General features: G+C 69.6%; 32 protein-coding genes and 3 pseudogenes. 21 read left to right on the top strand and 14 right to left on the bottom strand.

Translation table 11 applies throughout. From position 1 onward, the window contains the following. The first annotated feature begins 128 nt into the window (after positions 1 to 128). Together OG202_RS04110 and istB are read left to right on the top strand one after the other, a co-directional pair. The gene (locus OG202_RS04110) at positions 129 to 1,016 is read left to right on the top strand and encodes a Mu transposase domain-containing protein (RefSeq protein ID WP_327731301.1); all 888 of its coding nucleotides are present in this window, start codon (positions 129 to 131) and stop codon (positions 1,014 to 1,016) included. Further along, positions 1,013 to 1,783 (top strand): IS21-like element helper ATPase IstB, encoded by a 771-nt coding sequence (istB, locus tag OG202_RS04105; protein WP_327731302.1) that lies wholly within the window; start codon positions 1,013 to 1,015, stop codon positions 1,781 to 1,783. Before OG202_RS04110 ends, istB begins: the two co-directional genes overlap by 4 nt. Before the next feature lie 12 nt (positions 1,784 to 1,795). Here istB and OG202_RS04100 read toward each other — a convergent pair whose 3' ends face one another. The 3 genes from OG202_RS04100 to OG202_RS04090 all read right to left on the bottom strand — a co-directional run bounded on the left by OG202_RS04100 (position 1,796) and on the right by OG202_RS04090 (position 3,724). Then, on the bottom strand, positions 1,796 to 2,059 hold the full coding sequence (locus OG202_RS04100) for a hypothetical protein (RefSeq protein ID WP_327731303.1): 264 nt from the start codon (positions 2,057 to 2,059) through the stop codon (positions 1,796 to 1,798). Positions 2,060 to 2,450: 391 nt separating this feature from the next. After that, positions 2,451 to 3,137 carry a hypothetical protein gene (locus tag OG202_RS04095; RefSeq protein WP_327731304.1) on the bottom strand — a complete coding sequence of 229 codons (687 nt, stop codon included), beginning with the start codon at positions 3,135 to 3,137 and terminating at the stop codon, positions 2,451 to 2,453. A 92-nt stretch (positions 3,138 to 3,229) separates the two neighbouring features. Then, positions 3,230 to 3,724 carry a hypothetical protein gene (locus OG202_RS04090; RefSeq protein ID WP_327732356.1) on the bottom strand — a complete coding sequence of 165 codons (495 nt, stop codon included), beginning with the start codon at positions 3,722 to 3,724 and terminating at the stop codon, positions 3,230 to 3,232. Between the two features lie 17 nt (positions 3,725 to 3,741). Here OG202_RS04090 and OG202_RS04085 point away from each other — a divergent pair. After that, positions 3,742 to 4,046, top strand: a pseudogene (locus OG202_RS04085) (fic family toxin-antitoxin system, toxin component); the annotation flags it as partial. A gap of 127 nt (positions 4,047 to 4,173) precedes the next feature. Here the strand turns inward: OG202_RS04085 and OG202_RS04080 are convergent. The 4 genes and pseudogenes from OG202_RS04080 to OG202_RS04065 form a co-directional block, all read right to left on the bottom strand. Beyond that, positions 4,174 to 4,379, bottom strand: a pseudogene (locus OG202_RS04080) (IS5/IS1182 family transposase); the annotation flags it as partial. Positions 4,380 to 4,516: 137 nt separating this feature from the next. After that, entirely contained in the window at positions 4,517 to 5,083 is a 567-nt protein-coding gene (locus OG202_RS04075; protein ID WP_327731305.1) for a hypothetical protein, read from the bottom strand. Between the two features lie 147 nt (positions 5,084 to 5,230). After that, positions 5,231 to 5,551 (bottom strand): 4a-hydroxytetrahydrobiopterin dehydratase, encoded by a 321-nt coding sequence (locus OG202_RS04070; RefSeq protein WP_327731306.1) that lies wholly within the window; start codon positions 5,549 to 5,551, stop codon positions 5,231 to 5,233. Position 5,552: 1 nt separating this feature from the next. Then, the gene (locus tag OG202_RS04065) at positions 5,553 to 6,797 is read right to left on the bottom strand and encodes a Twin-arginine translocation pathway signal (protein ID WP_327731307.1); all 1,245 of its coding nucleotides are present in this window, start codon (positions 6,795 to 6,797) and stop codon (positions 5,553 to 5,555) included. Between the two features lie 380 nt (positions 6,798 to 7,177). On the opposite strand from OG202_RS04065, the gene OG202_RS04060 reads away from it, so the two are divergent. Next, positions 7,178 to 7,342, top strand: a complete 165-nt coding sequence (locus tag OG202_RS04060) for a hypothetical protein (protein ID WP_327731308.1) — start codon at positions 7,178 to 7,180, stop codon at positions 7,340 to 7,342. Positions 7,343 to 7,699: 357 nt separating this feature from the next. On the opposite strand, the gene OG202_RS04055 is transcribed toward OG202_RS04060, so the two are convergent. Beyond that, entirely contained in the window at positions 7,700 to 8,128 is a 429-nt protein-coding gene (locus OG202_RS04055; RefSeq protein WP_327731309.1) for a helix-turn-helix domain-containing protein, read from the bottom strand. A gap of 77 nt (positions 8,129 to 8,205) precedes the next feature. Here OG202_RS04055 and OG202_RS04050 point away from each other — a divergent pair, with 77 nt between their 5' ends. The 3 genes from OG202_RS04050 to OG202_RS04040 are packed head-to-tail and all read left to right on the top strand — an operon-like array spanning position 8,206 to position 10,922. Then, positions 8,206 to 9,066, top strand: a complete 861-nt coding sequence (locus OG202_RS04050; RefSeq protein ID WP_327731310.1) for a class I SAM-dependent methyltransferase — start codon at positions 8,206 to 8,208, stop codon at positions 9,064 to 9,066. A gap of 51 nt (positions 9,067 to 9,117) precedes the next feature. After that, positions 9,118 to 9,828: a ThuA domain-containing protein gene (locus tag OG202_RS04045; protein WP_327731311.1), complete on the top strand. Its 711-nt coding sequence runs from the start codon at positions 9,118 to 9,120 to the stop codon at positions 9,826 to 9,828. Further along, entirely contained in the window at positions 9,798 to 10,922 is a 1,125-nt protein-coding gene (locus OG202_RS04040) for a Gfo/Idh/MocA family protein (protein ID WP_327731312.1), read from the top strand. Before OG202_RS04045 ends, OG202_RS04040 begins: the two co-directional genes overlap by 31 nt. Positions 10,923 to 10,990: 68 nt before the next feature. Here the strand turns inward: OG202_RS04040 and OG202_RS46355 are convergent. Further along, a pseudogene (locus OG202_RS46355) lies at positions 10,991 to 11,158 on the bottom strand (hypothetical protein); the annotation flags it as partial. Between the two features lie 590 nt (positions 11,159 to 11,748). On the opposite strand from OG202_RS46355, the gene OG202_RS04035 reads away from it, so the two are divergent. The 4 genes from OG202_RS04035 to OG202_RS04020 all read left to right on the top strand — a co-directional run bounded on the left by OG202_RS04035 (position 11,749) and on the right by OG202_RS04020 (position 14,297). Next, entirely contained in the window at positions 11,749 to 12,348 is a 600-nt protein-coding gene (locus OG202_RS04035; RefSeq protein ID WP_316723611.1) for a sigma-70 family RNA polymerase sigma factor, read from the top strand. Continuing rightward, positions 12,345 to 13,016, top strand: coding sequence for a hypothetical protein (locus tag OG202_RS04030; RefSeq protein ID WP_327731313.1), 672 nt, complete (start codon positions 12,345 to 12,347; stop codon positions 13,014 to 13,016). The genes OG202_RS04035 and OG202_RS04030 overlap by 4 nt, the downstream gene beginning before the upstream one ends. 256 nt (positions 13,017 to 13,272) lie before the next feature. Further along, positions 13,273 to 13,473 (top strand): hypothetical protein, encoded by a 201-nt coding sequence (locus tag OG202_RS04025; RefSeq protein ID WP_327731314.1) that lies wholly within the window; start codon positions 13,273 to 13,275, stop codon positions 13,471 to 13,473. Positions 13,474 to 13,823: 350 nt separating this feature from the next. After that, positions 13,824 to 14,297 (top strand): hypothetical protein, encoded by a 474-nt coding sequence (locus OG202_RS04020; RefSeq protein WP_327731315.1) that lies wholly within the window; start codon positions 13,824 to 13,826, stop codon positions 14,295 to 14,297. A gap of 43 nt (positions 14,298 to 14,340) precedes the next feature. On the opposite strand, the gene OG202_RS04015 is transcribed toward OG202_RS04020, so the two are convergent. The 3 genes from OG202_RS04015 to OG202_RS04005 form a co-directional block, all read right to left on the bottom strand. After that, positions 14,341 to 14,559, bottom strand: coding sequence for a hypothetical protein (locus OG202_RS04015; RefSeq protein WP_327732357.1), 219 nt, complete (start codon positions 14,557 to 14,559; stop codon positions 14,341 to 14,343). Positions 14,560 to 14,621: 62 nt separating this feature from the next. After that, the gene (locus OG202_RS04010; protein WP_327731316.1) at positions 14,622 to 15,335 is read right to left on the bottom strand and encodes an HNH endonuclease family protein; all 714 of its coding nucleotides are present in this window, start codon (positions 15,333 to 15,335) and stop codon (positions 14,622 to 14,624) included. A 205-nt stretch (positions 15,336 to 15,540) separates the two neighbouring features. After that, a complete protein-coding gene (locus OG202_RS04005; protein WP_327731317.1) occupies positions 15,541 to 16,407 on the bottom strand; it encodes a hypothetical protein in 867 nt (288 codons plus the stop codon). Between the two features lie 138 nt (positions 16,408 to 16,545). On the opposite strand from OG202_RS04005, the gene OG202_RS04000 reads away from it, so the two are divergent. The 5 genes from OG202_RS04000 (at position 16,546) to OG202_RS03980 (ending at position 19,849) form a co-directional block, all read left to right on the top strand. Next, positions 16,546 to 16,779, top strand: a complete 234-nt coding sequence (locus OG202_RS04000) for a hypothetical protein (protein WP_327731318.1) — start codon at positions 16,546 to 16,548, stop codon at positions 16,777 to 16,779. A gap of 16 nt (positions 16,780 to 16,795) precedes the next feature. Next, on the top strand, positions 16,796 to 17,170 hold the full coding sequence (locus tag OG202_RS03995) for a fic family toxin-antitoxin system, toxin component (RefSeq protein ID WP_327731319.1): 375 nt from the start codon (positions 16,796 to 16,798) through the stop codon (positions 17,168 to 17,170). A 333-nt stretch (positions 17,171 to 17,503) separates the two neighbouring features. Further along, complete coding sequence (locus OG202_RS03990; protein WP_327731320.1) at positions 17,504 to 17,707, top strand: hypothetical protein; 204 nt, start codon at positions 17,504 to 17,506, stop codon at positions 17,705 to 17,707. A gap of 81 nt (positions 17,708 to 17,788) precedes the next feature. Next, a complete protein-coding gene (locus OG202_RS03985) occupies positions 17,789 to 18,520 on the top strand; it encodes an A24 family peptidase (RefSeq protein WP_327731321.1) in 732 nt (243 codons plus the stop codon). Positions 18,521 to 18,646: 126 nt separating this feature from the next. Continuing rightward, the gene (locus tag OG202_RS03980; protein ID WP_327731322.1) at positions 18,647 to 19,849 is read left to right on the top strand and encodes a hypothetical protein; all 1,203 of its coding nucleotides are present in this window, start codon (positions 18,647 to 18,649) and stop codon (positions 19,847 to 19,849) included. Positions 19,850 to 19,971: 122 nt separating this feature from the next. Here the strand turns inward: OG202_RS03980 and OG202_RS03975 are convergent, their stop codons facing one another. Continuing rightward, complete coding sequence (locus tag OG202_RS03975; RefSeq protein ID WP_327731323.1) at positions 19,972 to 21,237, bottom strand: XRE family transcriptional regulator; 1,266 nt, start codon at positions 21,235 to 21,237, stop codon at positions 19,972 to 19,974. Between the two features lie 205 nt (positions 21,238 to 21,442). Then, positions 21,443 to 22,951, bottom strand: a complete 1,509-nt coding sequence (locus OG202_RS03970) for a Twin-arginine translocation pathway signal (RefSeq protein ID WP_327731324.1) — start codon at positions 22,949 to 22,951, stop codon at positions 21,443 to 21,445. 317 nt (positions 22,952 to 23,268) lie between these two features. On the opposite strand from OG202_RS03970, the gene OG202_RS03965 reads away from it, so the two are divergent. The 5 genes from OG202_RS03965 to dcd are packed head-to-tail and all read left to right on the top strand — an operon-like array spanning position 23,269 to position 26,963. Next, a complete protein-coding gene (locus OG202_RS03965) occupies positions 23,269 to 23,904 on the top strand; it encodes an rRNA adenine N-6-methyltransferase family protein (protein ID WP_327731325.1) in 636 nt (211 codons plus the stop codon). Continuing rightward, on the top strand, positions 23,901 to 25,088 hold the full coding sequence (locus OG202_RS03960) for a metallophosphoesterase (RefSeq protein ID WP_327731326.1): 1,188 nt from the start codon (positions 23,901 to 23,903) through the stop codon (positions 25,086 to 25,088). The genes OG202_RS03965 and OG202_RS03960 overlap by 4 nt, the downstream gene beginning before the upstream one ends. Next, positions 25,085 to 25,897 carry a TauD/TfdA family dioxygenase gene (locus tag OG202_RS03955; RefSeq protein WP_327731327.1) on the top strand — a complete coding sequence of 271 codons (813 nt, stop codon included), beginning with the start codon at positions 25,085 to 25,087 and terminating at the stop codon, positions 25,895 to 25,897. Before OG202_RS03960 ends, OG202_RS03955 begins: the two co-directional genes overlap by 4 nt. Beyond that, positions 25,894 to 26,439 carry a dCTP deaminase gene (locus tag OG202_RS03950; protein ID WP_327731328.1) on the top strand — a complete coding sequence of 182 codons (546 nt, stop codon included), beginning with the start codon at positions 25,894 to 25,896 and terminating at the stop codon, positions 26,437 to 26,439. Before OG202_RS03955 ends, OG202_RS03950 begins: the two co-directional genes overlap by 4 nt. Beyond that, the gene (dcd, locus tag OG202_RS03945) at positions 26,436 to 26,963 is read left to right on the top strand and encodes a dCTP deaminase (RefSeq protein WP_327731329.1); all 528 of its coding nucleotides are present in this window, start codon (positions 26,436 to 26,438) and stop codon (positions 26,961 to 26,963) included. Before OG202_RS03950 ends, dcd begins: the two co-directional genes overlap by 4 nt.

Genomic DNA, 26,963 nt, shown 5'->3' with positions numbered 1-26,963 from the left:
CGCAGTTCCGTGAATCCCCAGGTCAGCGGAGTGAGCGGGGGATCGTTTACGAAGACATCCACCGCCTGCTGGAGAAACGCTGGACGATCAGCGCCATCGCCCGCCGTCTGAGCCTCGACCGCAAGACCGTGCGCCGCTTCCGCGACACCGACCTCGACGAGCTGCTGGCCTCCGCCCGCGACCGCCGCCCCAACGGCGTCCTGGAGCCGTTCAAGGCATACCTCAACGCCCGCTTCACCAAGGCCCAAGGCCAGGTCAGCGGCACTCGACTGTTCCTGGAGATCCAGGCTCGCGGCTACCGCGGCAGCCGCCAGGTCGTCCGCAAACACCTCGCCGCCCTCCGCGCGGGCACCGCCGCGCTGGAGGCGGCCGAACTGCTGCCTCTGCCGCCGACTCCATTCGTGCTGGCCCGCTGGTCGACTGCCACCGTCGGTCCGGACATCAAGATCGGCCGCACCCTCTATTCGGTGCCGTGGAAGCTGATCGGCCGCCGCGTCGATGTCCGCTCCACCTCCACGATGGTGCAGGTCTTCCACGACGGCTCCCTCGTCAAGACGCATACGGCCCTTGACCAGGGAAAACGCACCGACAAGAGCGACTATCCGCCGGAGAAGATCGCCTTCCAGATGCGGACGCCGGTCTGGTGCCGAAGCCAGGCGTCCGAGATCGGCGATGCCTGCCGCGAGGTCGTCGACCAGCTGCTGGAGGACAACGTGCTCTATCGGCTCCGCGCTGCCCAGGGGGTTCTCGGTCTGCGGAAGAAGTACGGCGAGACGCGGCTGGAAGCCGCTTGCGCCAGGGCCATCGCGGTCGGCGATCCGTCCTACCGCACCATCAAGGGCATCCTCATCGCCGGCACCGAGACCGATCCCGAGCCCGAGACCAGCGGAGACGCCGGAGCCGCAGCCTTCCTCCACGGTCCGGACCGGCTCTTCGCCACCGTCGTGACCCCCGACCCGACGGACGACATCCACGACGACCAGGTCCACGACGAAGCAGAGGTGGAAGCCCGATGACCGTGATGGACGCCGCCCTGCGGGAGTCACTCAAGGCCCTGCGACTGTCCGGCATGCTGGAGACCCTCGACGCCCGCCTGGCCCAGGCCCATGGCGGCGAACTCGGCCACCTCGACTTCCTCCAGGTCCTCTGCCAGGACGAGATCACCCGCCGCGAGACCGTCGCGTTACAACGGCGTCTGCAGCGGGCGAAGTTCGAGCAGCAGGTGACCCTTGAGGAGTTCGACTTCACCGCCTCATCGAAACTGCCCGCCGCACAGATCCGTGACCTGGGAGCCCTGCGCTGGCTTCATGCCGGCGAGTCGGTCATCCTCTTCGGCCCCGTCGGCGTCGGCAAGACCCACATCGCCCAGGCACTCGGCCACCTCGCCGTCCGCCATGGCGCCCACGTCCGCTTCGCCAAGACCAGCCGCATCCTCGCCGACCTCGCCGGCGGCCACGCGGACCGCACCTGGGAAAAACGGATCCGCGAACTCATCCGGCCCGACGTCCTCATCCTCGACGACTTCGCCATGCGCCAGCTGTCCGCGGCCCAGGCCGACGACCTCTACGAACTCGTCTCCGAGCGGCAGGGACGCTCGCTGATCATCACGAGCAACCGGGCGCCCAGCGACTGGTATCCCCTCTTCCCCAACCCCGTCGTCGCCGAGTCGCTCCTGGACCGGCTCATCAACACCAGCCACCAGGTCATCATGAACGGCCCCAGCTACCGCCCGAACAAGCGGCCCAAGAACCCCACCGACAGGCCCATCAAGGCACTCACCTGACGACCCTGCCGGTCAAGATCCGGCGTCGGCGGGCCGCTGATGCCCGCAAGGCGCCGGATCGCCGCTCTTGTCGAAGACCTCGGCGTCGCTTCCTGAGTTCACCCACACCGTGATGCCCTGATCATGAACGACGACGTTGAACGAAGACTCCTCGGGCTCCGTCTCGGTCACGACGGTGAACTCCTCGCCAGGACGCATCCAGTGATCAGTTCCCCACGGCTCCACCCAGAGGCAGAGCAGGCTGCCCGTCTCGTTACTCACGCTGGTCTTCGACACGCAGGCACTCTAACGAGCCACCTCGTCGGCCCGAGACACCCAGACCGGTCCGGGCGCCTGGGGAATTACGTGAACTTCTGGCTGGGGAGAATTAACGTGAGCGTTCACACCGGCCGCCCTGCCGGCACCTGGTCGTTTCACGGAACTGCGGACAGAGCCAATTTCAATGAGCGCCATCACCCAGCCGGGGAGCGCGTACGGCGGGTCGCCGGACAAGGGTGTCCTCGAAGGCGCGCCGGTGGGGTGTCAGCGGGTACCGGGGGCGTGGCGGCAGGGGGTAGTCGTCGCGCAGGACGCCCTCCGGGAGGACCCCGCTCGCGGGCATCGGCGAGGTCTCGCCTGGTGGGCGAGATAGGCCCAGACCCCGCTGTCCAGCGGCACTACAGCCCCCTCATCGCCTGGCGGACGCCAGGGCGCCCCCGTGAGGGGGTGGCGGGGGACGAGGTATGTCGGGGCGGGGCCGTGGCAGGTGGATCCCTGGGCCGGCCAGCCCCACGAACCGGGCCCCGGGCCCGGCGGGGAGGTACTGGCCGACGGCGTGGCCGAGCAACTCGGCGACGGGACCGGTCGGCAGGTTCACCGGGTGGTCCTCGGTGGCCGCCACGAGATAGGCCAGGGCGACTCCGACCGCCGCCTCCCAGCGACGGCTCCACGACCCGTCGGGTTCGACGGGTGGGACACGATGCTCGGCGCGTTCCAGATCGTCCCAGTCTGAAGGCGGACCGGCGGCGAGTCCCGAGGGGCGGCGTATGACCGCGTCGGGCTCGAGCCACACCGTCTGCCACATTCCGCAGTCGTCCATGCGGGTTGCCACGGGCCGCCCGCACCCATCGCACGCCAGGTTGGGGCCGGCCCGGCCATCCACACCCTGGCAGTAGCCTTCGCACTTGTCGGGGATCAGGGTCATGGACCTGGAGTCGCCGGGGGCGATGACGATCCTGTTCCGCGCGCCGAAGGAGACGCGGTACACCGGAGCGAACACGCCCTGCCGGGCAGCCGCGTCCGCTCCGACCTCCTCCCACAGTCGCCAGGGCGGCCCGGTGGGCTGGGGGTCGATGGCGTACGTCGCGGGCTCCATCAGCGGAGGGTGGACCGGCAGCGCGGGACAGGAAGGGTGTCCATGGATCAAGGACTCGCGGCCTTCCGCCGACATGGCACCCGACGGCCCGGCTACTTGATCAAGGCATTCGCGATAATGATCACCAGGCCGATCAGCATGTCCAGGCCCCCCGCCCGGCACGAGGACAGCCATCCGTGCCCGGCGGTGCAAGCGGCCCAGGCGCCCCAGCCGAACAAGGCTACGGTGTTGAACAGCAGGGCCGCGTCCACTGCCGTGGCCTCTGCCCACCACCCGGCTACCGCGCCAAGCAGGATCCCCACCGTGGGCAGCACGGCGGCGACCAGGGGCCACTCGGCGAGCACCAACCGCAGTCTGCTCGTGGTGGCTGCCCTGCCGACGGACGCACGCTGGGCGATGACGCGCGCGTACCCATGGGCGGCGCCGGATGCCAGCGCGGTAAGCAGGACCCACAGCGCGTCCGAACCGGGATCGGCCATCTCGCCCGTCGCGTCCAGCGCAGCCACCAGGGCGCTGGCCAGCTGCTGGGTGTACGGAGCGTCAAACTGCTGCTCCAGGTCGTTGAGGAACGCGCCCTGCTCATCGATGAGCCGCTGGGCGGCATCGCGATCCGGCCGCCGACGACTACGGCGTGCCCATCGCCGCCGTCGCGGCGAACTCCTCGACACTCCCGTCTACGACGGAGCCTTCGCCCGCGCTGCCGCCCTGGTGCACACCCTGGGCCGCTGCCGGTGGCTGGAACGCTCCAACCTCACCGTCGCCTACGCCGTCGCTGTCATGTATCTCAAGGCCAGCAACATCCCCGTCAGCCCGACCCGCGAACAGCTCACCGCCCTCGCCCACGAGCTGAACAGCCATCGCTGCACCGCCGACCGGATCGCGTCCTTCCTGCGCACCTGGAAACCTTGATCCGGACGGGGCATTGATCGTTTTCGGGCCGCGCCAGGGTCAGTCAACGATCACCCGGTTACGTTCGCTGAAGACTTGAAGGGGCACCCGCCGTCCGTCGGCCGCTGCCCCTTTCATCTTGCGGGTGCTGCAGCACCAGTACCAGCGCGAGCCGACCCGGTGACCAGGCAGGCCTGCCCCGCACCGGGAACAGGTCCACGAACTCCTCGTCCGTGAACAACGACCCCAACTCGTCCCACACCCGGATCGCCAGACTCCCCATCGGGAACGCGGCCTGAGCCACCCGCACCGTCTCCGCGGGATCTCCCCAGATCCCTTCGGCTGCATCGACATCCGCACCCACCCCACACGACAACGTCGGCCCTCAAGACCACAACCGGGTCTCGAAGGTCGACGTCACGCCAGGCCCCGGATTAACCAACAGCATCGGAATCCGGTGCGGGGCCTCTCTACGTCCGGCGTGGGCCGCCTCATCCCCCCTGCATCACCACATCTGTGATCTCCACGGACACCTTCTTGCTCGCCGAGGCCGTGCTGATCGAAGTCGCCGTGTAGCTCAAACTCGTCTCGTCCGACAACTCAGCCGTCTCGATGACCGGCCCGGACTCATCACCACGAATCTCGTAGGTGATCGAGTAGACCGCGTCCGGATCGACCCCGTTCCAAGCGCCCACGTAGGACAGAGTCGGCTCGACCGTCACGTTGCAGCCCGCCGACCCGAAACACTGCCGCTCAGTGGTGCGCAGCCCCATCTTGAAGTCGGTGGGGGTAAGGGCGGCATACGTCGGCTCCGACTCCTCCGTAGCGGGCGCAACATCGTCCTCATCCGGGACGCTCGATGTGGTGGAGGTGGTGGTGGCTGGCTTGCTGTCGTCGTTGGTGGCCTGCACGACGACGATGCCGGTGGTGATGATCGTGGCGATGATGGCCGTAGCCGCGCCGATGATGATCGCGTTGGTGTGGTTCTTCTTCGGTGCCGGCGCGACGGGCGGGAGCGGCGGCGGGAAGTCGGGCGGTGGCGGCGTGGCGTTGCTCATGGTCCCCCCAGAGGGCGTGTGGTGGAGATCCGCATCATGCGCCGCGTGAAGGCCATGTGGAACATGTGTGTCCGGGTTGTGACCCTGATCGTGTGATGGTCCGGCCGCTGGTCACCGCCGGGTACTCACCACACCAGTGAGGACCCTCTACTTGTCGAGCGGCTCGGCGAGGTGCGCCTGCGCGATCGCGTCGATCCGTCGGGCGAGGTCGAAGTCCGCTTCCGTCAGCTTGTGGCCGGCGTCGTGCGTGGTGATCCCGAACCGCAGCTTCCCCCACCGCAGATCGATGTCCGCGTGATGGCCGATCAGCCGCTCAACGTCCGCGACGTGCACGATCATCGCCACGCCACCGTGATACCGGATCCCGTACGAGCGGGTGATCTCATCCCCCTCGCGCCGCCACCCCGGCACGGTCCCCAAAGCGGCCGTGATCTCGTCCTCGGTCAGCGGCACCGGTGCCTCCGCCACGTCAGCTCCCCTCGGTCACAGGCGCCAGAACCTCCGCCAGGTCCCGGCCGACCGGGGCATCCTGCCACGGCCGCATCGCCCGCTGAAGGGTGACCAACTCCCGCCGCATACGGGCCGACCGGGTCTCGACGGCGATGTCCGCCACCGCACGGGCGATCTCCAAAGCCTGGTCCGGCTCGCCCGCGCCGGCCGCCGCGGTGGCGTGCCGGGCGAGGTACACGCCGCGGTCACGGCGCGCGGTCTCGGGAACGACGTCGAGGACTTGGCCCCACAGAGAGACGGCCTCTACGCCGAGGCCGAGGCGCCCGTAGCAGGTGGCGCGCTGCACTTCGAGGTAGCCGGGCGTACGCCTGCATGCGTTGCCCCACGGCAGATCGTCGTCGACCCGTGCGAGGAGCCCGTCCGCCTCGTCGATCAGCCGGTCTACGGCGTCCCGGTCGTGGGTGAGGCTGGCGCCGTGGGCCTGCTGCTGCAAGGCCATGATGCGCACCTTCGGCACCAAGAGGTGCGAGTCCTCCAGCGCGGCCCCGCACAGGTTGATGACCGCGTGCCCGTCGCCGAGGTCGGTACGGACCTGCGCATGGTTGACCAGGGAGTAGCCGATCAGGTGCGGGTCCCTCGACCGCATCGCGATCTCCTGGGTGACGCCCCGCCAGAACGCGGCGCCGTCCATGTCGCCGGCGTCCTGGTACAGCCACCCCACCAGCGCGGCGTACGCGGCCCCGACTCGAAGGAGCCCTCGGCGAGTATCGCCCTTCGCCGAGCGCACGAGCTTGTCGATCAGCTGGTACTGCGCTGCCACGGTGCCGATCAGGTCGTGCGGGCCGAGGAACATGTCCGCCCGGTAGTGGCCTTCCAACTGGGTCTGGAAGTAGTCGATCAGGGCGGGGTCGACGTGCTGCGGGGCGACCGGTCCCGCGACGAGAGCTGACGCGGTGACCGAGGCGAATGCGCGGTGCTTCACCTGCTCCTCTTCGTGGTGCTCGGGTCGGATCCATCCGGGCGGGGTGGTGAATCCGAGGTCTTCGGGCCAGCGGCCGAGCGCGTCGTGGATGACGATGGCGGTCTCCTCCGGGGGCCAGCCGGGGCGGTCGCCTTCCCACCGTCGCCACGTGCGCGGGGACACCGTGAAGTGGGGGTCGTCGAGGAGCCGTTGCCCGTGCTCGGTCAGCCGGGCGGCGGCTTGCTCGATGGTCCGCCAGCCCGTCCGTAGCCGTGCCGCCCTCAGCGCATCGTTGCGGCCCACCTGTCCAGTCTGAGGTGTCATCGCGCCGTCCCCCGGCCATGGCCGTGACGTGGCCACGGATGGCCACGGCACGACCTATTTGCGTCTCTGCGTGCCAGCCCATCATCCAACTGTGATGACGGCACGTACACGGAACGCGACGGGTGGTCCCGGATTGGGGCGGCTGGTGGAGGTCGGCGGATGAGACGACAGACGATCCCGGAGCCGCCGGTCACGCTCGGCCTCCCGCTGGACGAGCCGACGCCGCCAGCCGATTGCGGGGTGTGTGCGGCGCTGGTTCGGCAGCGTGCGGAGGCCAGGGCGCGGGGTGACCTGTCGCGGGTGTCGGACTTCAACGTGGAGATCAGGAATCACCACCCGGCTCGCCGGAAGCGTCGCCGGTGACCGTGGACACCGAGCTGCCGCGCGCGATCGCCTGGTGCAGCTGGCACAGCGGGCTGTCCGACACCGCGCGCCTGATGCAGGTCGGTGAGGCTTGGAAGCTGTTCGCGTGCGAGCGCTGCCGGATAGCGCACGGCCTCGTCCCGCTGGCGGACCAGCCGTGACGGCCGTAAAGAAGGCGCCCGAGTGCGAGCTCGACATGCACCGCTTCTGCGCCGGGCCGCTCGAGGTACGGCGTGAGGGCGCACCCGCGTGGGAGGCGCCGCTGGAGACGCTCACGTGCAGCTGCTCGTGCCACCGTAAGAGCCCCGGGGCCGGTCGCCAGCACCCCCGTTAGGGCGGCCGGTCCGGGCCCCGTCCGGGGCTTGCGGATCTCGAACATCGCACCCTTGAGCTGGGGTGTTGCGACGATCGCTAGAACTCAAGCGTTCCCCTGGGGCCAATGGACTCGTTCGAAGCCACGGGACACCGGGAATCGGGCAAAGCACGAACCACGATTGGACCAAGAGCGCTGACGTCCCTTATCTGCCGGGAGCCCGCCTGCCCGGAACCGCGACGCCGCCGGACGCCGCGGCGTCGAGGAGGCGGCGGAAGGTGGGGCACTCCATGTGGCTCGGCGCGGGGCACGCGGCGGCATGGCGCATGGAGTCGCGCAGTACGCCCAGTTCACGGATCCTGTGGTCCAGTTCCTCCGCCTTGGCAGCCAGCATCTGCCGGTCGATACGCGGCTGCCCGTCCGGCGCGAACATGAGCGCGATCTCGTCGAGCGAGAACCCGGCCGTCCGCCCCAACGCGATCAGCGCCAGCCGCTCCAGTACGCCCGGGTCGTACTGGCGGCGCAGGCCCCGCCGGCCCGTCGAGGAGATCAGACCTTTCTCCTCGTAATAGCGCAGGGTCGATGCCGGGACCCCGGCGCGGTGCGACACATCGGCGATGTCCACGTCTGCCATTCCGCTTGACCTCAAGTCGACTTGAAGTAGAACGCTGTCATCCCGCCACGACGAAGGCAACCAGAAGGAGAGAAGCCGTGGACTCTGCGCGCAGTGCCGACGACGAGCAGGCAGCCCGCTGGAAAGGGCCCGCCGGTCAGGCGTGGGGCGAGCTGAAGGGAGTACTGGACGAGATGTTCAGGCCCATCGAGGAGCTTCTCGTCGATGCCGTCGCCGCCGAACAGGCTCGGCATGTGCTCGATGTCGGCTGCGGTACGGGCGGCCTCACGCTGGCCGTGGCGCGACGGCTGGGTCCGGGGGGTCGCTGTGTCGGCGTCGACATCTCCGAACCGATGATCAGCACGGCCCGGGAGGACGCCGAACAGGAGGCCGTACCGGCGTCGTTCGTCTGCGCCGACGCACAGGACCACGCCTTTGAACCCGGCGCCTTCGACGCCGTCATCTCGCGGTTCGGTGTCATGTTCTTCCTCGATCCCGTCCGGGCCTTCGCCAACCTCCGGCGCACGGTCAGGGACGAGGGTGCGCTGCGGTGCGTCGTCTGGCGTGATCCGGCCGAGAACTCGTTCATGACGACGGCCCAGCGCGCCGCGTCACCGTTGCTCCCGGACCTGCCCGTCCGCCGGCCGGACGAGCCGGGACAGTTCGCCTTCGCGGACGCGGACAAGGTCCGGCGCATCCTGGCGGAGAGCGGCTGGGCCGGGATCGACATCCGGCCGGTCGACGTGGTCTGCACCCTGCCCGAGCAGGAGCTGGTTCGTTACTTCACCCGGCTCGGTCCGGTGGGCATGTACCTGCCTGAGGTGGACGAGCAGACCCGCGGACGGGTCGTCGAGACGGTCCGTGCCGCCTTCGAGCCCTTCGTGCACGGCACGGAAGTCCGCTTCACCGCGGCCTGTTGGACGGTCGGCGCCCGAGCCTCGTCAGCGAAATTTTCCTGAGGCCCGGCCCTCTTGCGTGAGCGCGGGCGCCCGGCGCATGGTGAGATCACGATGACGCTGAAGAAAGCCCTGGTGGTCCGCGGCGGTTGGGAAGGGCACCAGCCCGTCGAGGCGACGGAACTGTTCCTGCCCTTCCTGCGGAGCAACGGATACGCCGTCCGGGTCGAGGAGTCGACCGACGTCTACGCCGACACCGCCGAGATGGCCGGCACCGACCTGATCGTGCAGTGCGTCACGATGTCGGAGATCACGGGCGAGCAGCTCACGGGGCTGACCTCCGCGGTCGTGGCCGGCACCGGGTTCACCGGCTGGCACGGCGGCATCGCCGACTCGTTCCGCGCCTCCTCCGACTATCTCCACCTGGTGGGTGGGCAGTTCGCCACGCACCCGGGCAGAAAACCGTGCGAGCGCCGGGGCGGGCCGGAGGACAACTTCCTGCCGCACACCATCGCCGTCACCGAAGCCGGCCGCGAGCACCCCGTCACCGCGGGCATCGAGGACTTCGAGCTGCACACCGAGCAGTACTGGGTGCTCCACGACGACCTCATCGACGTCCTGGCCACCACCACGCATCCCACCCGGCCGTGGGAGCCCTGGCACCGGCCGGTCACCTCACCGGCGGTCTGGACCCGTCGGTGGGGGGCCGGGCGGATCGTGGTGACGACGCCGGGGCACAGCCTCGACGTGCTGGAGAACCCCAACGTCCGCACCACCATCGAGAGGGGCATGCTGTGGGCGACGCGCACCGCGTCGGCGTCGTAGGGCTCGGAGTCATCTCCCGCGCGTACCTGGACACGCTGGCCGGTCATCCCGCCGTGCGCGTGACCGCGGTCGCCGACCTCGACGCCTCCCGGTCGGCAGCGGTCGCCGCCGGACTGCCCGGCGTCCTGGCACTGACCGTCGAGGAGCTGCTGAGCAGCCCGGACGTGGACACGGTGCTGAACCTCACCACGCCCGGGGCGCACGCCGCCGTCGCCCTCGGGGCCATCGGCCACGGCAAGAACGTCTACGGGGAGAAGCCGCTCGCCGCCACGCTCGCCGACGCCCACGCCGTCATGGCGGCCGCCGCGCGGGCGGGCGTCGGTGTGGGGTGCGCGCCGGACACCGTGCTGGGCACCGGAGTGCAGACGGCGCGGGCGGCCCTGGCCGCCGGGAGCATCGGACGCCCGCTGTTCGCCTCGGCCGTGATGGTCACCCCGGGCCACGAACGCTGGCACCCGTACCCCGACTTCTACTACACCGAGGGCGGCGGCCCCCTGCTGGACATGGGGCCGTACTACCTCGCCTCCCTTGTCCATCTGCTGGGCCCGGTGCGGGCCGTGACGGGGGCGTCCAGCCGGCTGCGCGCCGAGCGGGTCATCGGTTCGGGCCCGCGTACGGGAGAGCGGATACCGGTGGAGGTGGACAGTCATGTCACCGGTGTGCTGGAGCACATGGACGGAACGCTGACGACGATCACGACGAGCTTCGACGGGGTGGCCACCACGGCCTCCCCGATCGAGGTCCACGGCGAGGTGGGAACCCTCACCGTCCCCGATCCGAACCGCTTCGACGGCGACGTTCGGCTCTTCGGACTCGGCGACACGCAGTGGCGCACGCTCCCTCCGGCCGCGGGCTACGTCGACGGCGCACGGGGAGTGGGTCTGCTCGACTTCATCGCCGCCGACGCGCAGCGGGCACCGCGCGCGAGCGGCGAACTCGCCCTGCACGTACTGGAGACGATGACCGCGCTGCTGCGTTCGTCGGCCGAGGGACGGCGCATCGAGCTGACGACGTCGGCGCAGCCGCCCGCCTCCGTACCGCTGACGGCCGCCGAGGACTGGGGCGGCAGGTCAGAGGCCACTCGATGCGCATGATTTGAAAGATGCCGATCGTGAAGGTGTCACGGTGACGTGATCCGGGATGGCTGTTACGCGCCGTGGGCTCAGTCGGTGATTGTCCTGCGCCGTAGCCAGCGGCCTCGTCTGCGAGTTGTGTGTGAGGCGGCCAACGCCGCCTCCAGGGCCCGGCGGCTGTTCAGGGTCTGGGGGTGGTCCGGGCCCAGGACGCGGATGCGGTCGTCGAGGGTCTGCTGGTACAGCTCGGCCGCCCGCGCATGTTCCCCCCATCCCGTCCAGGGCGAGGGCGAGGCTGCCGCGGCTAGTCAGGATGTCGGGGTGGTCCGGTCGGGGCCAGGACGCGGATGTCCCGGCCCAAGGGGCCGCATCCAAAAGCACCTGTTCTTGGACCTGTCCTCGGCCGCGTCGACCAGATCGGCAAGGGCAAGTGACCGACACTGCCCACCGCACGCCCCTCGATCAGGTGACGGAGGATCAGCTCTGCACGCAGGGGGCCGTGGATGACAGGAGTGCTTCGCCGGATGCCTGTACAGAAACGAGCAGAGTGTGACCTCTGCCACGAACCGGTCGGTTCTTGAACAGTGAACCTCTCCGCATGGCCTCGTTTCCCCAGCTCAACGCACCCATGCAGAACATCTGCTCGATAAGAGAACTCACATTCCGCTTATGGTTGAGATCGGTGAGTGACGATTTTCGAGGGTCGTATGAGTTTCAGGCCCCAAAAATCGACAGGGTGGTGCGTGAGGGCCCAATCCAACCGGGCGCTTGCGCAGGCGAGTTGGCCCGCGCTGGATCTCACCGGTCTCAATGGAGAGGGCCGGTGCCCGCATCGCATGGAGGACGTATGGGCAACGGCGACGTCACTGACGTATCGCCCCAGGACGGCGGCCACAGCCAGCTCGTCCAGGCCCCTCCCGATCTGCCGCTGGACTTCGAGGCCTTCTATCTGGGGCATCAGGAGTTCTTCCACGACTTCGCGGAGATCCACCTGGGCAGCCGCCGGGTTGCCGAACAGGTGGTCCACCAGGTGTTCCTGGCCATCCTGGGCGGCTGGGAGGATCTGTTGCAGCAGGGCGACCTCGAGCAGCAGACGCTGGCGGTGCTGCACCGCTGTGTCACCCGCCGCCTCAAGGAAGACGGACGCCCGCCGGCCTTCCTCATCAACGCGCCGATAGCCCGCAACCTCGAAGCCGTACGCAGCCAGCTGGAGATCGCCAGCAGCACGAACGGCCTGTACGAGGCGATCCTCCAGCTGCCCACCCGGCAGTTCACCGTCATCGCCCTGCGCCATCTGCTCGGCTACCCCACCAAGCAGATCGCCCGCTACATGGGCCTGGACACGCGCACCGTCGACTACCACGGCCGCAAGGGCAAGGAACGCCTGCGCATCCAGCTGCGCCTGCCGGCCTCCCCGAACAAGAGCAAGAAAGGAGCGGGACAGTGAGCACCACCATCGACGCCCTCCTGGCCGACGCCCGTGTCCCCACCAGCCGGCACGAGGGTTTCGACGTCGGCGCCGCGCTGCGCCGGCTCGCCGCCGACGCAGCCACCGCGTCGGCGACACCGAACCCGGACATGGTCCGTGCCGCGGAGGCCGCCCAGCGGCTGTCCGTGGTCTGCCGCTGGGTCCTCAACAAGCCCGACGCCGCCGACCACGTCGACCGCCTCGCCCAGGAACCCGACGCGGTGACCGCCGACCAGCTGGACGTCGACGGCGCCTTGGTGTTCGCGTGCCTGCTCCACCTGACCGACCACCGCGAGAGCGCCCAGTTCTGGTGGCAGCTCGCCGCCGGCGCCGGCCACCGCGCCGCCGCCTACTGCCTGCACCTGCACCACCTCGCCCTCGGCGAGACGCGCGAGGCACGGCACTGGCTCCACGAGGTCACCCACGACGTCCTCGACTCCGAAGCCCCCGACAGCGCCTTCCTCGCCACCCTGGAAGCCGTCGCCCTGTACGTCCGCAGGACCGGCTCCAGCCTCACCAGCCCGCCCACCGGAGGCCTCGAAATGGAAGTCGACCGCCTCGCCACCGACAAGGCCGGCTCCTGCATCATCGTCCGGCGCCCCGACCAGCAACTCGCCGACCGGCTGCACGACTTCACCCGCCGCTGACCGCACCGAGCGATACACCCTGTGCCGGGCCTCACCTCACGGCTGAGCTCACGTCATCTGCCCGCACCTTCAGCACGGCCATGGGCTGCGGCGCTCGGACATACGACTACGACGCGGAACCGACTGTGAGCGGCCGCCGATGAGGCTCTCCTGAACGCGCAGAAGGAGCCCTGCATCCCAACCGGTTTCTCAGGCCACGGTGTTGGGAGGGCTCCCTGCGCGGTGTTCCAGCACGCCTAGAACGAGAGGAACTCCGTTGGACGAGAGTAACGCGAACCACGGGCCGAAGCACTGGGCACGCCTGGGCAGGCGGCTCATGGATGCCAGCCGTCGCCTGCGTAAATGGCTCGGAAGCCATGGGCAGGATCTCCAGATCCAGTTTCTCCAGGGCGCGGCGAACAGGCTCGGCAGCGGCGCGGTGACCCTGATCATCCTGTGGTGGGAGACCCACCGCTGACACTGACGGCGGGCCCACCCCAGTGGGCCCGCCCGGTCGTCGGCAACCCGCCGTTCGCGAACTTGTCAGCCGCGCCGTCCCCGCCTTCCACATGCAACGGCGGGCGGGGTACCGGCCACTGGCCGACGGAACCGGCGGCAAGCGCCGCAACGATGCTGCGGCCCTGCCGGGTCCCTGAGTTCAGGCTGCGACCGAAGGGAATGCAAATCACAGAATCTCACCATGTGTAGTCCCTATCTGGTGCAGACTGGGCGCCGCTCCCTGGGCCCGGGACTCTGCCCGTGCCCGGTTACGAGAAAGGCACCACTTTGCGCCGTTCCTCACGTGTCGCTGCCCTTGCCGCGGCCACGGTGACCGTCATCGCTCTGCCGATGCCCGCCCATGCGGCCTCCACCAGCGGGACTCTCATGGTCACGCACGCCCGGCCCAACGCGGCCGGGGCCGACGTCAAGAACGGCAAGCAGGTCAATCTCAACGGCGAGTACTTCATCATCAAGAACGTCACCACCAAGACGGTCAACACCGGCGGCTACATCCCCGACATCACCACGAACACCTACGGCCGCGCGCTGCCCTCCTACAGCCTTCCCGCCAAAGCGAAGGCGTACGTACACACCGGCAGCGGCACCAACCGCAAGGACTCAAGCGGCAACCACCACATCTACCGCGGCTACGGCCGGCACGTGCTGCTCAACTCCAGCACCGCCAAGAACCCCGACCTGCGGCTGAAGAAGCCCGGCAGCGCCGACAACAACGCCGCCGCCGGCACCATCAGCTCCTGCAACTGGAACACCGCGGCAGACGGAAAGACCTACGCCTGCTGAAGACCTTCGGCGGAACGCGGTCGCCGGGCCTCCCGCGTCCCGGCTAATGCGGGGCCTGTGCCGCGTCTCCGTGGCGGACGCGCTGGACGACGTCCGTGTGGAGCGCGGCCAGCCCGCCCGGCGGCAGGGGGGCGGGGCTGCCGGTGAGGGTGTACCACTCCTCCGCGCCGGTGTACTGGATCGCGATCTGGGCGCGCCCGTCGGGCCGGAGGCTGGTGGCGATGGTGAGGTCGCCGGTGATGACGCCGACGTCGTCGGTCATCGCCCCGCCGGGCCCCGCCGTCGCCGCGTCGACCAGCCGTCCGGGCGGGCTGTCGTTGCCGGTCACGAGCAGGTGTCCAGCATGTCGGTGAGCGTGTTCTTCTCCGCCTCGGTCACCGACAGCCCGTACGTGGCCTTCACCGACACCCAGGAGCGGGCGTAAATGCACCAGTACGTCTTGGACGGCGGCTGCCACTCGTCCGGCCCCTGGTCGCCCTTGGACCGGTTGGAGGACGCCGATACCGCCAGCAGTTGTGGGTGGTCCATGTCGTTGGCGAACTCCCTGCGCTTGTCCTGCGTCCAGGCGGCGGCCCCCGAGCGCCAGGCGTTGGCCAGCGGCACCGTGTGGTCGATGTCCACATCGCCAGCGTCGGTGAACGTCTCGTCGTCGTACACGCTCACCCATGCGCCCGACACGGCCCGGCACTCGTCGTCCTGCTCGACATCGGTGCCGTCGCGCTCCAGGACCCGCTCGCGGGTGTCGCAGCCGTCCTGTTCCGCCCAGTGCGGGAACTTGGCGCGGCTGTAGCCGGACATCGAGCCGTGCGCGGCCACCGCCAGCCCGGCCAGCTCCTCCCGCGCCTGCTCCACGCCGGGCACGCCCGGCAGGGTCGTGTCGTCGGCTGCCTGGCCGCCGCCGGCCCCGCTGCCCGATGCGGACGGCTTCGCGTCCTGCGCACGGTCGAACGCTGTGTCGTCGACAGCGGTACACCCGGCCACCGCGAGCAACGCCACAGCCGCCAGGCCCCGCCCCCACCACTGCTGCTGACGCCCCATGACCTGCTTGTTCCTCTCACCCGGCGGCCGTTGACGCGCAGCGTATCGGCTACGGCCCGCCCGCCTGCGCACCGCAGCTACAGATCGCCCTCAAGGGTTGGGCGTAGACCGCGCAGGACGGAAGACTGGCCGATGAAGTCGCCGCCGGATAGAAGGCCGTCGTCCTGCACTGCGCGCAGGCCGCCCAGGCCCCGGTCGAGTACACCTACGACAACGTCCCGCCTCCTTGATCCGCCGCGCCCCAGCGCTGCACGAATTCGGACAGGGCGCGGCGCTGGTCGTCCTCGCGGGCGATCTGCTGAGCGAGAACCTGGCGGTCGATGTAAGGAGCGACGGCGGCGAGGACCAGACGCTGCATCTCGGCCGGTTCGAGGGCTTCGACCTCCCATTGCACCGGGCGTTCGATGTCGAAACCGTAGCGACGTGCGAAGGCCTTCCACCGGGGATCACCGCGTTTGCCCTCGGCCGCCGGGAGCTCGTGCTCGCGGACCTGGTCGTAGGTGAGCAGCACCCGGGTGACTCGGCTCCAGCAGCCGGTGCGCTCTACCCAGTCGCGCTCGATATCGGAGCCCGAGCAGTCGAAATCGCCGATGTACGCCAGGTGCGCCTCGCGGCCGTCTCGGGCGGTGCGTTCGCGGACGACGTCGACGTAGGACTGGGAGCCGAAGCCGCGGACCACCAGGACCGGGATGCCGTACTCGGCAAGCCAGCCGGTGAGCAACTGCCGGAGGGTGTCCTTCTCCGCCGCGACATAGAGCGCGTACTTCTGGCGCTGGGTGCGGTCGAGGCCGAACCAGCCGACTGCCTCGGACAAGAACGTGCCCGCATCCGGCCAGGCCGGCGGAGCATGCACCTCGCGGAGGGCGTCGACCAAATCCGGGAAGCGCCCCTCCCGGCGGGCGTGCGCCAGCCGGGACGACAGCCGCCGGTACATCGACGGCGTGTGCGGCAGCACTCCTTCGGAGACCAGCCGGTACATCACCTGGCGCAGCGTGACGCCGCCCTCGTAGCCCTCCACGATCTCCCGTGCCCGGTCCACGACCACCGGCCACCGCACCCTCTCACCAGCCATGCGGTACATGTACCCCTCGCACCGGCCGGGGCCCGCAGACCGCGGGCGGGACAGGCGTTCGCCACGGCGACGACGCGGCACAGCCCCTTCTGCTCAGAGCCCTCCCCACCAGGCGCCGAGTCCGGCTACCGTGGGGGCATGGCCAGGGAACTTCGCATTGAGATCGATGACGAGCAGTGGGCACAGCTGCAGCGCGAAGCGCACGAGCGGCACGAGGATCCGACGGTGTACGCCGGACGCGTCCTGGCCCAGGAGCTCAACAAGGCGCGGTTCCTCGAGGGCAGCGCCCTCTTCCTCAGCACTCCCGGGGTACGCGAGGAGTTCGCCAGCCGGTTCGGCCCGGAACCCGGGCCCACCGCGTCCGCGGCGTAGGGCGGGCAGCGACTCAGTGGACCTCACGGTAGATCTTCCGTGGCTCACGGAGATCGCCCGCACCCAGCTGGGCGACCCTGACGTGACGGACTGGGGAGCGCTGGAGGCGGCCCGAGCGCGGCATGCCTTCCGCGTCATGGACGAGCCTGTGTACCCGCGGCCGCATCACCGGGCTGCCGCTCTCTTCCACTCGCTTGCCCGGGTGCCGGCCCTGGAGCACAGCAACGACCTCTTCGGCGCGACGGTCGCGGCCGGCTACCTGCACGCCAGCGGCCTTCCCGTACGGTTCACCGCCAAGGAGGCCGCCGACCTCGCCGATCAGGTGGCGGCCGGGCAAGTAGACGTGCGCGCCCTTGCCGCGGCGCTCAAGGAGTGGACGGAACGCGCCTGACCGGTGCCGAGCGCAAGATCTACTGCGCCTCCCGCGATGACGATCTATCCCGATGGTGCTGGCTCGGGGGGTCACGTCCGAGTTAGCCTGATTTCGCCTGCAGGCGGCCCTGAGTCGACGTATCAGGAACTTACAGGTGGGATCGAACGCAGTCCTAAGCATTGAGCAAGGGACTGCACCCGCTCCACGGTGGCAGTACCCGCGCGCGTCGGACACGCGCTGCTGGAGACGCTGAACGTCGGCAGGTCTCAGCGACGACCGCTCTGAGGGTGGTCGAGCTGAGGCTGCCTTTCACCCAGTTCGGCTTTCCCCTCGGGAAAGGGAAGGCCGCCGGTGGAGACCGACCACATCGTTTTGATCATCGTCGCCGTATTTGCGATAGCGGGCCTCTTGCTGATGTTCCTGCGTGCGCTCCTGCACGATCTCAACTCGTTCATGCGAGACCTGTTCAAGGTGATCGACACGTGGCACGAGCTCAAGGAGAAGTGGAGCCGCGCCCGCACGGAAAATCGTCCGGCGAAGACATCTGACGACTGACGCGGCCGACCACGTGTACGCGTGCCCTGGCCGGAACCCTGCAGGAGGGGACCGAGCGCAGCTGAGCATAGGCTCCGTCCGGTGGAGACGTTGCTGATCATCACAGCTGCCGCCTTGTGGGGCTGCGGCACGGGCGTGCTCATACCCCGTCCCGCGTACCGGTTCTCCGTACCGCCCGAGGAGCCCTGGCGGTCGGCATGCCCGGCCGGACATCCCCTCACCGGCGTCGGCAATGGATGGCTGGGGCGTACTAGCTGCGCCACCGGGCACGCCTATGGGCCGAGCACTCTCTCCATCGCCTCCGTCACGGCCGTGGTCTGCGCGCTGCTGGCGGCCGCCACCGGGACCCGCCCGGAGGTGGTGGTCTGGCTGTTGCTCGCCCCGGCCGCCGTGCTGCTCGCCACCGTCGACTTCGCGGCGCACCGGCTGCCCGACGCGCTCACCCTGCCGCTTGCCGCGGCCGCGCTCGCCTTGCTGGGCGTCGCCGCAGTGCTGCCCGACGCCGGCGGCAGCTGGACGTCCGCGCTGTTCGGTTCCCTCATCCTGGGAGCCTGCTACTTCGTGCTCTTCCTGATCAGCAAGGGCTTCGGGTTCGGCGATGTGAAACTCGCGCTCGTCCTCGGGGCTGTCCTGGGCTGGTACGGCTGGGCGATCGTCCTGGTGGGGACGTTCGCCGGGTACCTGCTCGGCGCGCTGTACGGCATCGGCCTGATGCTCGCGGGCCGGGCCGACCGTACGAGCAGGATCCCGTTCGGCCCGTTCCTGCTGGCCGGGACGCTGGCCGGCGTGCTCCTGGGCTCCCACGCCTCCTGACCCCGGGCTCCTAAAGCCGGGTGACGCTGGATCGGGTGCTGTGTGCCGATGGCGCACGGGGCGGGCTTCGTGCTGACTAGCCTGGGATCGCGCCGTCGCGAGCGGCTGCACGGTGAGAGGAAGTCGATGACCGACCAGGCAACCACGTCCCCCGCCAAGGCGGATCCCAGCACCCTGACGTTGGAGTTCCGGCATGCGCACCGGCTTGTCGATCCCGCCGCGGAGGGCGTCCAGACCTGGCAGATCTCCCTCCTCTCCGACGACAAGGCCGTGGCCCGGGTGCGTGCGACACGCGGCCAGTTCTGGAAAGCCCACAACCTGGGCGAGCGCATGGCCGACGAGGAGTCCCTCGCCGCGGTAGCGGCGGGCCAACTCTTCGACGTCGACGGCCAGTTCACCCCGGAATACGAGACGTTCGTCGACCTGCCGGGCAATGTCCTCGTAGTCGACGACCTTCATATCGCCGCGCCTTGGGACGATCCCTGGATCGTCGCCGGGCTGACCTCCAGCATCATCGACCGGCTGACCGACAACCAGTACGCAGTGGTCCTCCCACGGGTCTCCGGTGACACGGAGGCGGCCCTTCTCACGGAGGCGGGCGTCCTGCTGAGCGCCGAACCGTTCTCCGACGAACTGCTGATCATCGACACGTCGCTCGCTGCTCCCGAAGAGGCCGCGCACCGTGTGCGCGAGCACCTGCGCTCCCGGGCCCGTTACGGCGGAACCGCCCCCTTGAGCGAGGACTGGGACGAAGACGACGAAGGGGAGGAGGTCCTCACTCCGAGGACACGAGCGGTGCTGTACCTGGCCCTGCAGGAACTATCGGACCAGGCGTGGCAGGAGGTGTCCGGGCTGGGGGATCAGCCGGCCGAGCGGAGCGCCGGCGGGCTCTTCGGCTCGCTGCCGCGGGTGACCTGGCACCAGGACGGTTCCTGGCGGCGGCAGATGGCCCGGGCCTTCGACGACTTGGCCGCCGACTGCTCGTCCAACGCCGAGGTCGAACCGCGCTGCACCGGCGAGGAGATGGCCCTGCACCTCGGTATCTCCCGCGCCCAAGACCTGACGCGCAACCGGCCGCGGCTCGTGCGTGACACCGTGGCAAACCTGCCCGAAGACCGGGGCGACTTCGACTGGGGCGCCTGTTCCGACGTCCTCTTCCAGGATCACGACGTTCTGATGCTGTTCGACCACTCCCTCGACGGCGTCGAGCAGCCTGACAACGAGATCCATCAGTCACTGGGCATGATCAATCTCGCCCCGCACGACTGGTTTGCCGCCTTCGACCCTGGTCAGGCCCGCGACTCCGACCGCGGCTTTCGCCACCCCTGAGGTCAGGCCGCCGCCAGACCGGCGGAGTCACCGCCGCGCCGCTCTCCGCCTCCCTGTACGCGGCGGTCAGGTTGCCGGTGTGACGGGCCACCGCATCGGTGGCCCCCGGTTCGCCCTTCCGGCTATGCGGCAGCGAGCTGGAGGAGTTCCGGAACGCCCTGGGCGTCCTGGTAGTGCTGGAAGCGGGGGAGAAGGTCGTCGACAAGCTGCACGCAGCGAGGTGCTCCGATGCGACGTGCCAGCAGCAGGGACTCGGCCGCGGCGGCCACGGCGGGCTCGGGTTCCTTCAGATCGAGGTAGCTCGCGGCACGGTAGGCGAGAAACACCCCGCGGGTCTTGTCCCGGGCCGGGGGCAGCAGGCCTTCGCCTTCAGTGATCAGCCGGTGAGCGCGGCCGGTGTCGCCGAGGTCCAGGAGGGCTTGGCCGGAGTCCACGGCGAGATCGGCTTCGGACACCCAGGCGCACCAGGCGGGCCGGTCGGCGCCGGCGTCGCCCAGGTGTTTCTCCGCCGCGGCAAGGGCGCGCAGCACGGCTCGCCGTTCGCTCCGGTCGCCCTGTGCGGCGAGGGTGCGGGCGAGGCGTAGCTGGAGCAGGCAGCGAGCGGCGGGGTTCTGGGCGCGGGTCAGGGCGTAGTCGAGGATGTTTGCCGCGGTGGTGTGGTCGCCTCGCCAGGCTGCCTGGTAGGCGAGGTCGCCCAGGAGGCCGGCGCCCATGTCGCGGTCCCCGGCGGCGTGGGCGTTGTGCAGGCCGGCGATCCAGTTCTGGCTGGCGTGGGTGTGGCGGCCCAGGTCGAAGCGGTGCCAGGCGACAGTCTGGGACAGGGAGGCCGCCAGGGTGTGCAGCCGCAGCCCGAGGGCGTGCGTGTAGCGGCCGTGTTCGAGCAGTTCGGTCACCGTGGACAGGTGGGCATCCAGCAGCGTGGCGGTGTGCTGTCGCTGCTCGGTGGCGTGAGTGGCGAGTTCCTGGGTGGTGTTCTCCAGGAAGGCGACGAAGTCCTCGCCGATCGGTTTGCCGTCGCGGGCCTGGGCGAGCGCGCTCGTAGGGCCGACGGCCCAGTCCGCGGCCAGCGCGGACAGGGCGACGCCGGAGATCGTGAAAAAGGTGCGGCGGTCCATCGCTGTTCGCAGGGCCTCTCTCAGTGCGGGCACGGAACTGTGGGGTCCGAGAGGAACGACGCCGTTGGCCGTGAGCGGGAGCCAGTTCGGCCAGTCGTCGCCGCGGACGATGTCCGCGGGCAGGCCGAGCGCCTCGGCGATGTAGACCTGGGATTCCTGGCTGGGTTCTACACCCCGCTCCCACTTGCGTACCCGCATCCGGTCGGTGCCCGAGCGCAGGCCCTGTCGGCGGGCTGCGGCCTGGATGCCGGCCGCGAGTGCATCCTGCGTCATGCCGCGGGCCATCCGCGCGACGGTCAGGGGGTGACGGGCGGTTTCTTCCACCCAGCCATCCAATCACTCACCGCACACGAACAGTGACGGATTGCCGGAGCGGGACTCCCAGGGGACTCCCTTTCAAGCGTCGTCCGATGCAGACAGTCGAGCCGACGCTGGACGTTGCCTCATGTGAGTCGGCGCGGCCAAGGTCGTAGACGTATCAGGCGGAGGCGGCGCCGAAGGCGTCGACCGGGGGCGGCAGGGTGCGGAGGCGTTCGCTCAGGTCTGCCACGCTGTCGGCCGGGCGGTCAGCGAGCATGGCGTCGAGTCGCTTCAGCCGGGTGCGGGCGGTGGAGCGCAGGCGGCTGGGCGGAATGCGGTCGAGCACATCCATGCCTCGCTGTGCGGCGTCGGTCGGCTGGGTGGAGGCCTCGGCCTGGGCGAGGACGAGGGTGGCGGCGGCCCACCCCGGCGTACCGGTCGTGCACGTGGCCGCGGAAGTTTCGGCGCGGGAGCGGGCCTGCTCGGTGCGGCCGAGCGCGAGGTGTGCCTCGGCCTGATGCAGGGTCAACTCTGCAGTGTCGAAACCGAACCGGCCCGGCGCTTCGCCGACGGGGTCGGCGTCGAGTTCGGTCAGTGCTTCCTCGAGCGCACCGGCTGCCTCGCGGTCGCGGCCCTGCTGGGCGAGTGTGGGCAGCATGGCCCACGCGTGCAGCTGGGCGCGGGGGAGTCCGCGGGGGGCTGTGCCGGCGCCGCGTTCGGCGTAGGTGAGCGCAGCGGTGAGACTGCCGGTGCTGCGCGCGACCATGCTCAGCGCCCCGTAGGCCCAAGCGGCCAGGGCCGCATCGCCGCACCGGTCCGCGTACGCGGCGGCGGTTCCCAGGTGGGTGCGGGCGCCGGAGGGATCGTCCAAGTGGAAGGCGAGATTGCCCAGCAGGGCCGAGAGCCGGCCGACCTGGCGCTGCAGATCGGTGCTCGCCCCGCCCGGGGTGAGGACCCTTGCCAGCAGGGCGCGGGTGGCGTGAACCTCTTTGAACAGCACGGGTACCGGGTGCCGGGAGTAGTTCAGTGCGTAGTGGTCGGCTGCGGCCTCGGCGAGCTCGGCCACCAGGGCGCTGCCGTCGGGCTCGGCCAGGAGCGCCAGTTGGAGGGATTCTCTGACAGACGGAAGCCCAGCGTCGGTGGTCATCTGCTCCGCCCCTTCCTGCCTGCCGGACGCGGCGACGCCAGCGTCGTGGTGACCGTACCCGATCAGCTCCGCCGTCCACGCGGACAACTGCCGTACACGCCGGACCTGATGAAGGCCCAGTTGCTCGGGCCGGGCGCGGTAGACGCGGCACAGCATTACTGCGTAGTCCCCGCCCGGCCGCTCGTTGAGGTCGTGTTCCCACCGGCACAGCATCGATTCCGATAAGCCGGGCGGCATCAGTCCGTCGGCTCGGTAGAGCTCTCCTACCTGGTTGACGGTGTCCGCTCGGGACCAGCCCAGGGCGAGGCGCCACGCCTCCAGTTGCGTGACCTCGGGAAGGGCGTCATGGATTGCTGCCGCGGCCTGCTCATTCGTGTACCCGTCGCGCTGACACCGCGTCCGTATCCGGGCGGCCTCGCGCACGATGGCGGCGCGGCGCGAGCGGGTGATTGAGGCGGCCATGGCACCCCCGTACAGCCGGTCCTGGAAGCGCTCACGGTAGCCGAACCGCACCCCGTCCGTCAGGCCGGTGGCTCGCATTGCGGCCTGCCGCAATGCGAGCCCTGAACATGCGCAATGACCGCCCTCAGAACTGGCGCGACGCTGTCGGAGGCGGCTTCGGCTACGGGGCCGCCTCACTGTCCGCGCAGAGGAAGGGCATGTCGGGCGCAGCCCGGCATCGCACTCCAGGATCGCGTCTCCGTGCTCTCTCAGTCGGCCAGCTGATGCCGGTGACCGCTGAGGGACTCCCGCGGGACTCCTTCCAAGCCATCGACGTAATCGAACAGTTGAGCCGATTCTCGTGGTGTCGCAGCACACGAGGCGGCACAAGAGCCATACGAAAGGGGGTGCCTGCCATGTCCTACGACCAGGTGGCGGGCCAAGTTGGGGATGCGCCGCCGCTTCTGCGCACTGGCACGTCCAGTACTGCCGAAGCTCTCGCGCGCAGCGGTTTCGCTGCGCGTGCCGAGTTCGGCCAGCACTTCCTGCGCTCTGCGGACTCGGCTCGGCGGCTGCTGGACTGCGCCGAACTCACCACTGCGGCACAGGTCCTCGAAGTGGGAGCAGGTCTGGGCACGCTGTCCGCGGCCGTCGCGGCCGCCGGCTGCCGGATCTGGGCCGTGGAGCGGGACGTACGGCTCGGCGGAATCCTGCAGGACCGGCTGAAGCCCTTCGGCCGGCGGGCGCGCATCACGATCAACGACGTGCGCCGCATCGACCTGGACGGAGGGCTGGACCAGGGCAGCGTGCTGGTGTCGATCCTGCCCTTCGACTGGGAGCTGTCAGTGGCACTGGCCTCCCACGTGTTCGCTGCCACCCGCAAAGTGACGCGCGGAATGGTGGTGGTGCCGCGCCGCACCCTGGAGGACCGCAGCGCCGCCGGCGTCGATGACGGCCTGCTCTGGGAGGAGATCGACGGCATCTCCCGGGGCGAGTTCTGGCCCAAAGCTCCTGGAACGCTGCGGGTGGTCGCGATCCGGAGGAGCCGATGACCTGCTCCCTGATCGTCACCAACGACTTTCACTCCGCTGTCCCCGAGGGACGCGGCTTGCTGGCAGCGCTGCGCCGGCGACGCGCCAACGGGGCACTCGTGGTGGATGCCGGCGATTTCTTCGGCGGCAACGCCTTCCACGCCTTCTCCCAAGGGCTCATCGAACAAGGACTCCTGACAGAGTTGTACGACGCGCTCGTGCCGGGCAACCACGATGTCGCCGACCTCATGCGGCTCGAGAACCCACAGACGTTTCCGCCGGTGGTGTGCGCCAACGTCCGCCCGCCGCAGGGCTTCGCCGGTCGCTGGGAGCGCAGCATCGTGCTCGATTCGCGGGGTCAGCGCGTCGGGATCGTCGGGTACCTCGGCCGGCAGGCCTTCGAAGCGATCCCGCTTCAGGAGCGCGTCGGCTTCACCTTCCACGAACCGACGGCAACGCTTCTTGCCGTCGAACGTGACCGGCTGACGGCCGCGGGTGCCGACGTCGTCATCGGGATCAGCCACAGCGGTCTCGCCCACGACATCGCCGACCAGGAGCAGGGCTGGCCCCTGCCGATAGTCGTGTCCGGACACTGCCACAGCGCCTGGTACCACTGGTCGTCCGAATACCGCCATGTGATCAAGGCGCCGGAGAACGGGCGCGGACTCGTCCAGATCGACCTGCCGGAACCGGGCAGGACGCGGATCACCGTCGAGACCTTCCCCAGCGAACCACCAGCACAGCCGGACGGCCTGGACCCGGTCGTGGCCGCGTACGACGCCTGGGGAGCATCGACGCTCGGACGTCTTCCCGCCGTCCTGGCCTCCCGCAGGGACGTGGCCCGCGCCGCCACCGAACAGGCACGCAGGACCGTTGGCGCCGATGCGTTCGTTCTCAACCTGGCCAGCCTCCGCACCGGGCTGCCCACACAGGTCACGCGCCGGGCTCTGGCCGACTGCGCGCCCTTCGACGCGGACCTCGTCCTCCTGGACGGCACGCACACCCTGAAGACGGTCTGCGACCACGCCCGTGCCCTGGGAGAGGAGCCCGTCACCGCCCAGGATTCTCACCTCACGTCCGGCGGCGCGTGTGCCGTCGCGACCACCCGCTACCTCGCCGACCGGCTGAATCTGCCCACCCGGCCTGCCTCCCCGCCGTGCACCCTTCGCGGTGTCCTTTCTGCCCTCCTGCAGGAGTTGTTATGAACGACCTGCTGACGCTCGATGCCCCCGCCCTCACTCACGGCCCGACGGCGCCCCGGGAATTCGCTGCCCAGCTCACCGGCAGCGGCAGCGGCCGTGCTCTGGTCCGCTTCCCGGACCCGGGCGATCACCAGCGCAACCTGGAGCTGGCGCTCGGGCTGCTCTCCTCGCTCGGTCCGGTCCTCAGCGTCTACCCGGACGACGGCTGCTGGAGCGATCTGAGCGTGCGCACCGACGTCGACCCGGGCCGGACCCACGGCACCGGCGAGAACCGGCTCCACGTGGACCTCGTCGACCGCGCCGAAAGCCCGCGCTACATCGCCCTGTACTGCGTCCGCGCCGACCCCGCCGGCGGCGGGGCCTCCGCTCTGTCGGACCTGCGGGCGGCCGCCGAAGCCCTGACGCTCACCGACCGGAACCTGCTGAGCCGGCCGGTGTTCCGCTACTTCGCAGATGAGGGAGTGCACGGCGTCGGCGAAAGCCTGCCCCGGTTCGCCGTGCTGCCCCAATGCCTCGACGGCCACGCTGCGATCCGGTTCACCAGCAAAATGCTGCCGCACCTTCAGCGCGGTGAACTCCTCACGATTGACGACCACGCGGCGCCGTCCATCGCTGAGGCCTTCAGCCGCCTGGTCGACGCCGCCCACCAGTACCGGGCCACGGTGCGACTGGCGCCGGGGGAGCTGCTGGTGTTCGACCAGTGGCGCTACGCCCACGGGCGGATGCCGCTGGGCGCGGAGCAGGACGCCCTTCCCTTGCAGGAGCGGCGGCTGCTGAAGCAGACCTACGTCGGGCCAGGGGGTGCCCGGTGATTCTGACCGGCTCTGCGATCAAGGAGGCCGTCGAACGCGGCGAGATCACCTTCGACCCGTTCAACGCCGACATGATCAACCCCAACAGCGTCAACTACCGGCTCGGCCCCCAGCTCAAGGTGCAGACGGGCACCGTGGCAGATCCGCGCACGTCGGCACAGCTGGAGACGATTGATCTGCCCGCCGACGGCTACGTCCTGCAGCCGGGCATCACCTACCTCGGCGCGACCATCGAACGCATCGGCAGCCACCGCTACGTGCCGAGTCTGATCGGCCGCTCCTCCCTCGGCCGGCTCGGCTGCTTTCTCCAGGTGTCCGCAGACCTGGGCCAGCTCGGCTCCGTCCACCAGTGGACGCTGGAGATCGTGGTCGTCCAGCCGCTACGGGTGTATCCGGGCATGCGGACGGGCCAGGTCAGCTTCTGGGAGCCGAACGGCCAGGTCATGCCCTACCTCGGCACCTACGGATACCTCAGCGTCCCCTCCGCCTGGTCTCCGCAAGCGGTCGCCGGGGACGTGCGCACGCCGGAGGTGATCGCATGATCCTCACCGGCCCCGAAATCCACCACCGGGTCAAGACCAAAGAGATCGACATCGATCCCTTCGATCCCGGTCAGCTGAGCCCCAACTCCTACGACGTGCACCTCGGTACCCGGATCGGCTGGTACACCCACGAACACCTCGACTGCGCCCGCGACAACCCGTTCGAGCACCACACCATCCCCGACGGCGGCCTGGTGCTCTCCCCGGGACGGATCTACCTGGCGTCCACCGCGGAACGCATCGGCAGCGACACGTTCGTGCCGATCATCCGGGCCCGCTCCTCGATGGCCAGACTGGGCCTGTTCGTGCACGTCACAGCCGACCTGATCGACATCGGGTCGCACGGCCATCTCACATTGCAGCTCCACGCGGTACAGCCGGTACGCATCTACCCGCGCCTACGCGTCGCCCAAGTGACCTTCTGGAAGGTCCAGGGCGACATCGAGCTGTACTCCGGCAAGTACCAGGCGACCGGCGAACAAGCGATGCCGTCCCAGCTCTACCGCGACTTCCAGAGGCGGTGA

This window comes from Streptomyces sp. NBC_00310, assembly GCF_036208085.1.
GTDB lineage: Bacteria > Actinomycetota > Actinomycetes > Streptomycetales > Streptomycetaceae > Streptomyces.
This window is presented reverse-complemented; position numbering and strand designations above follow the sequence as displayed.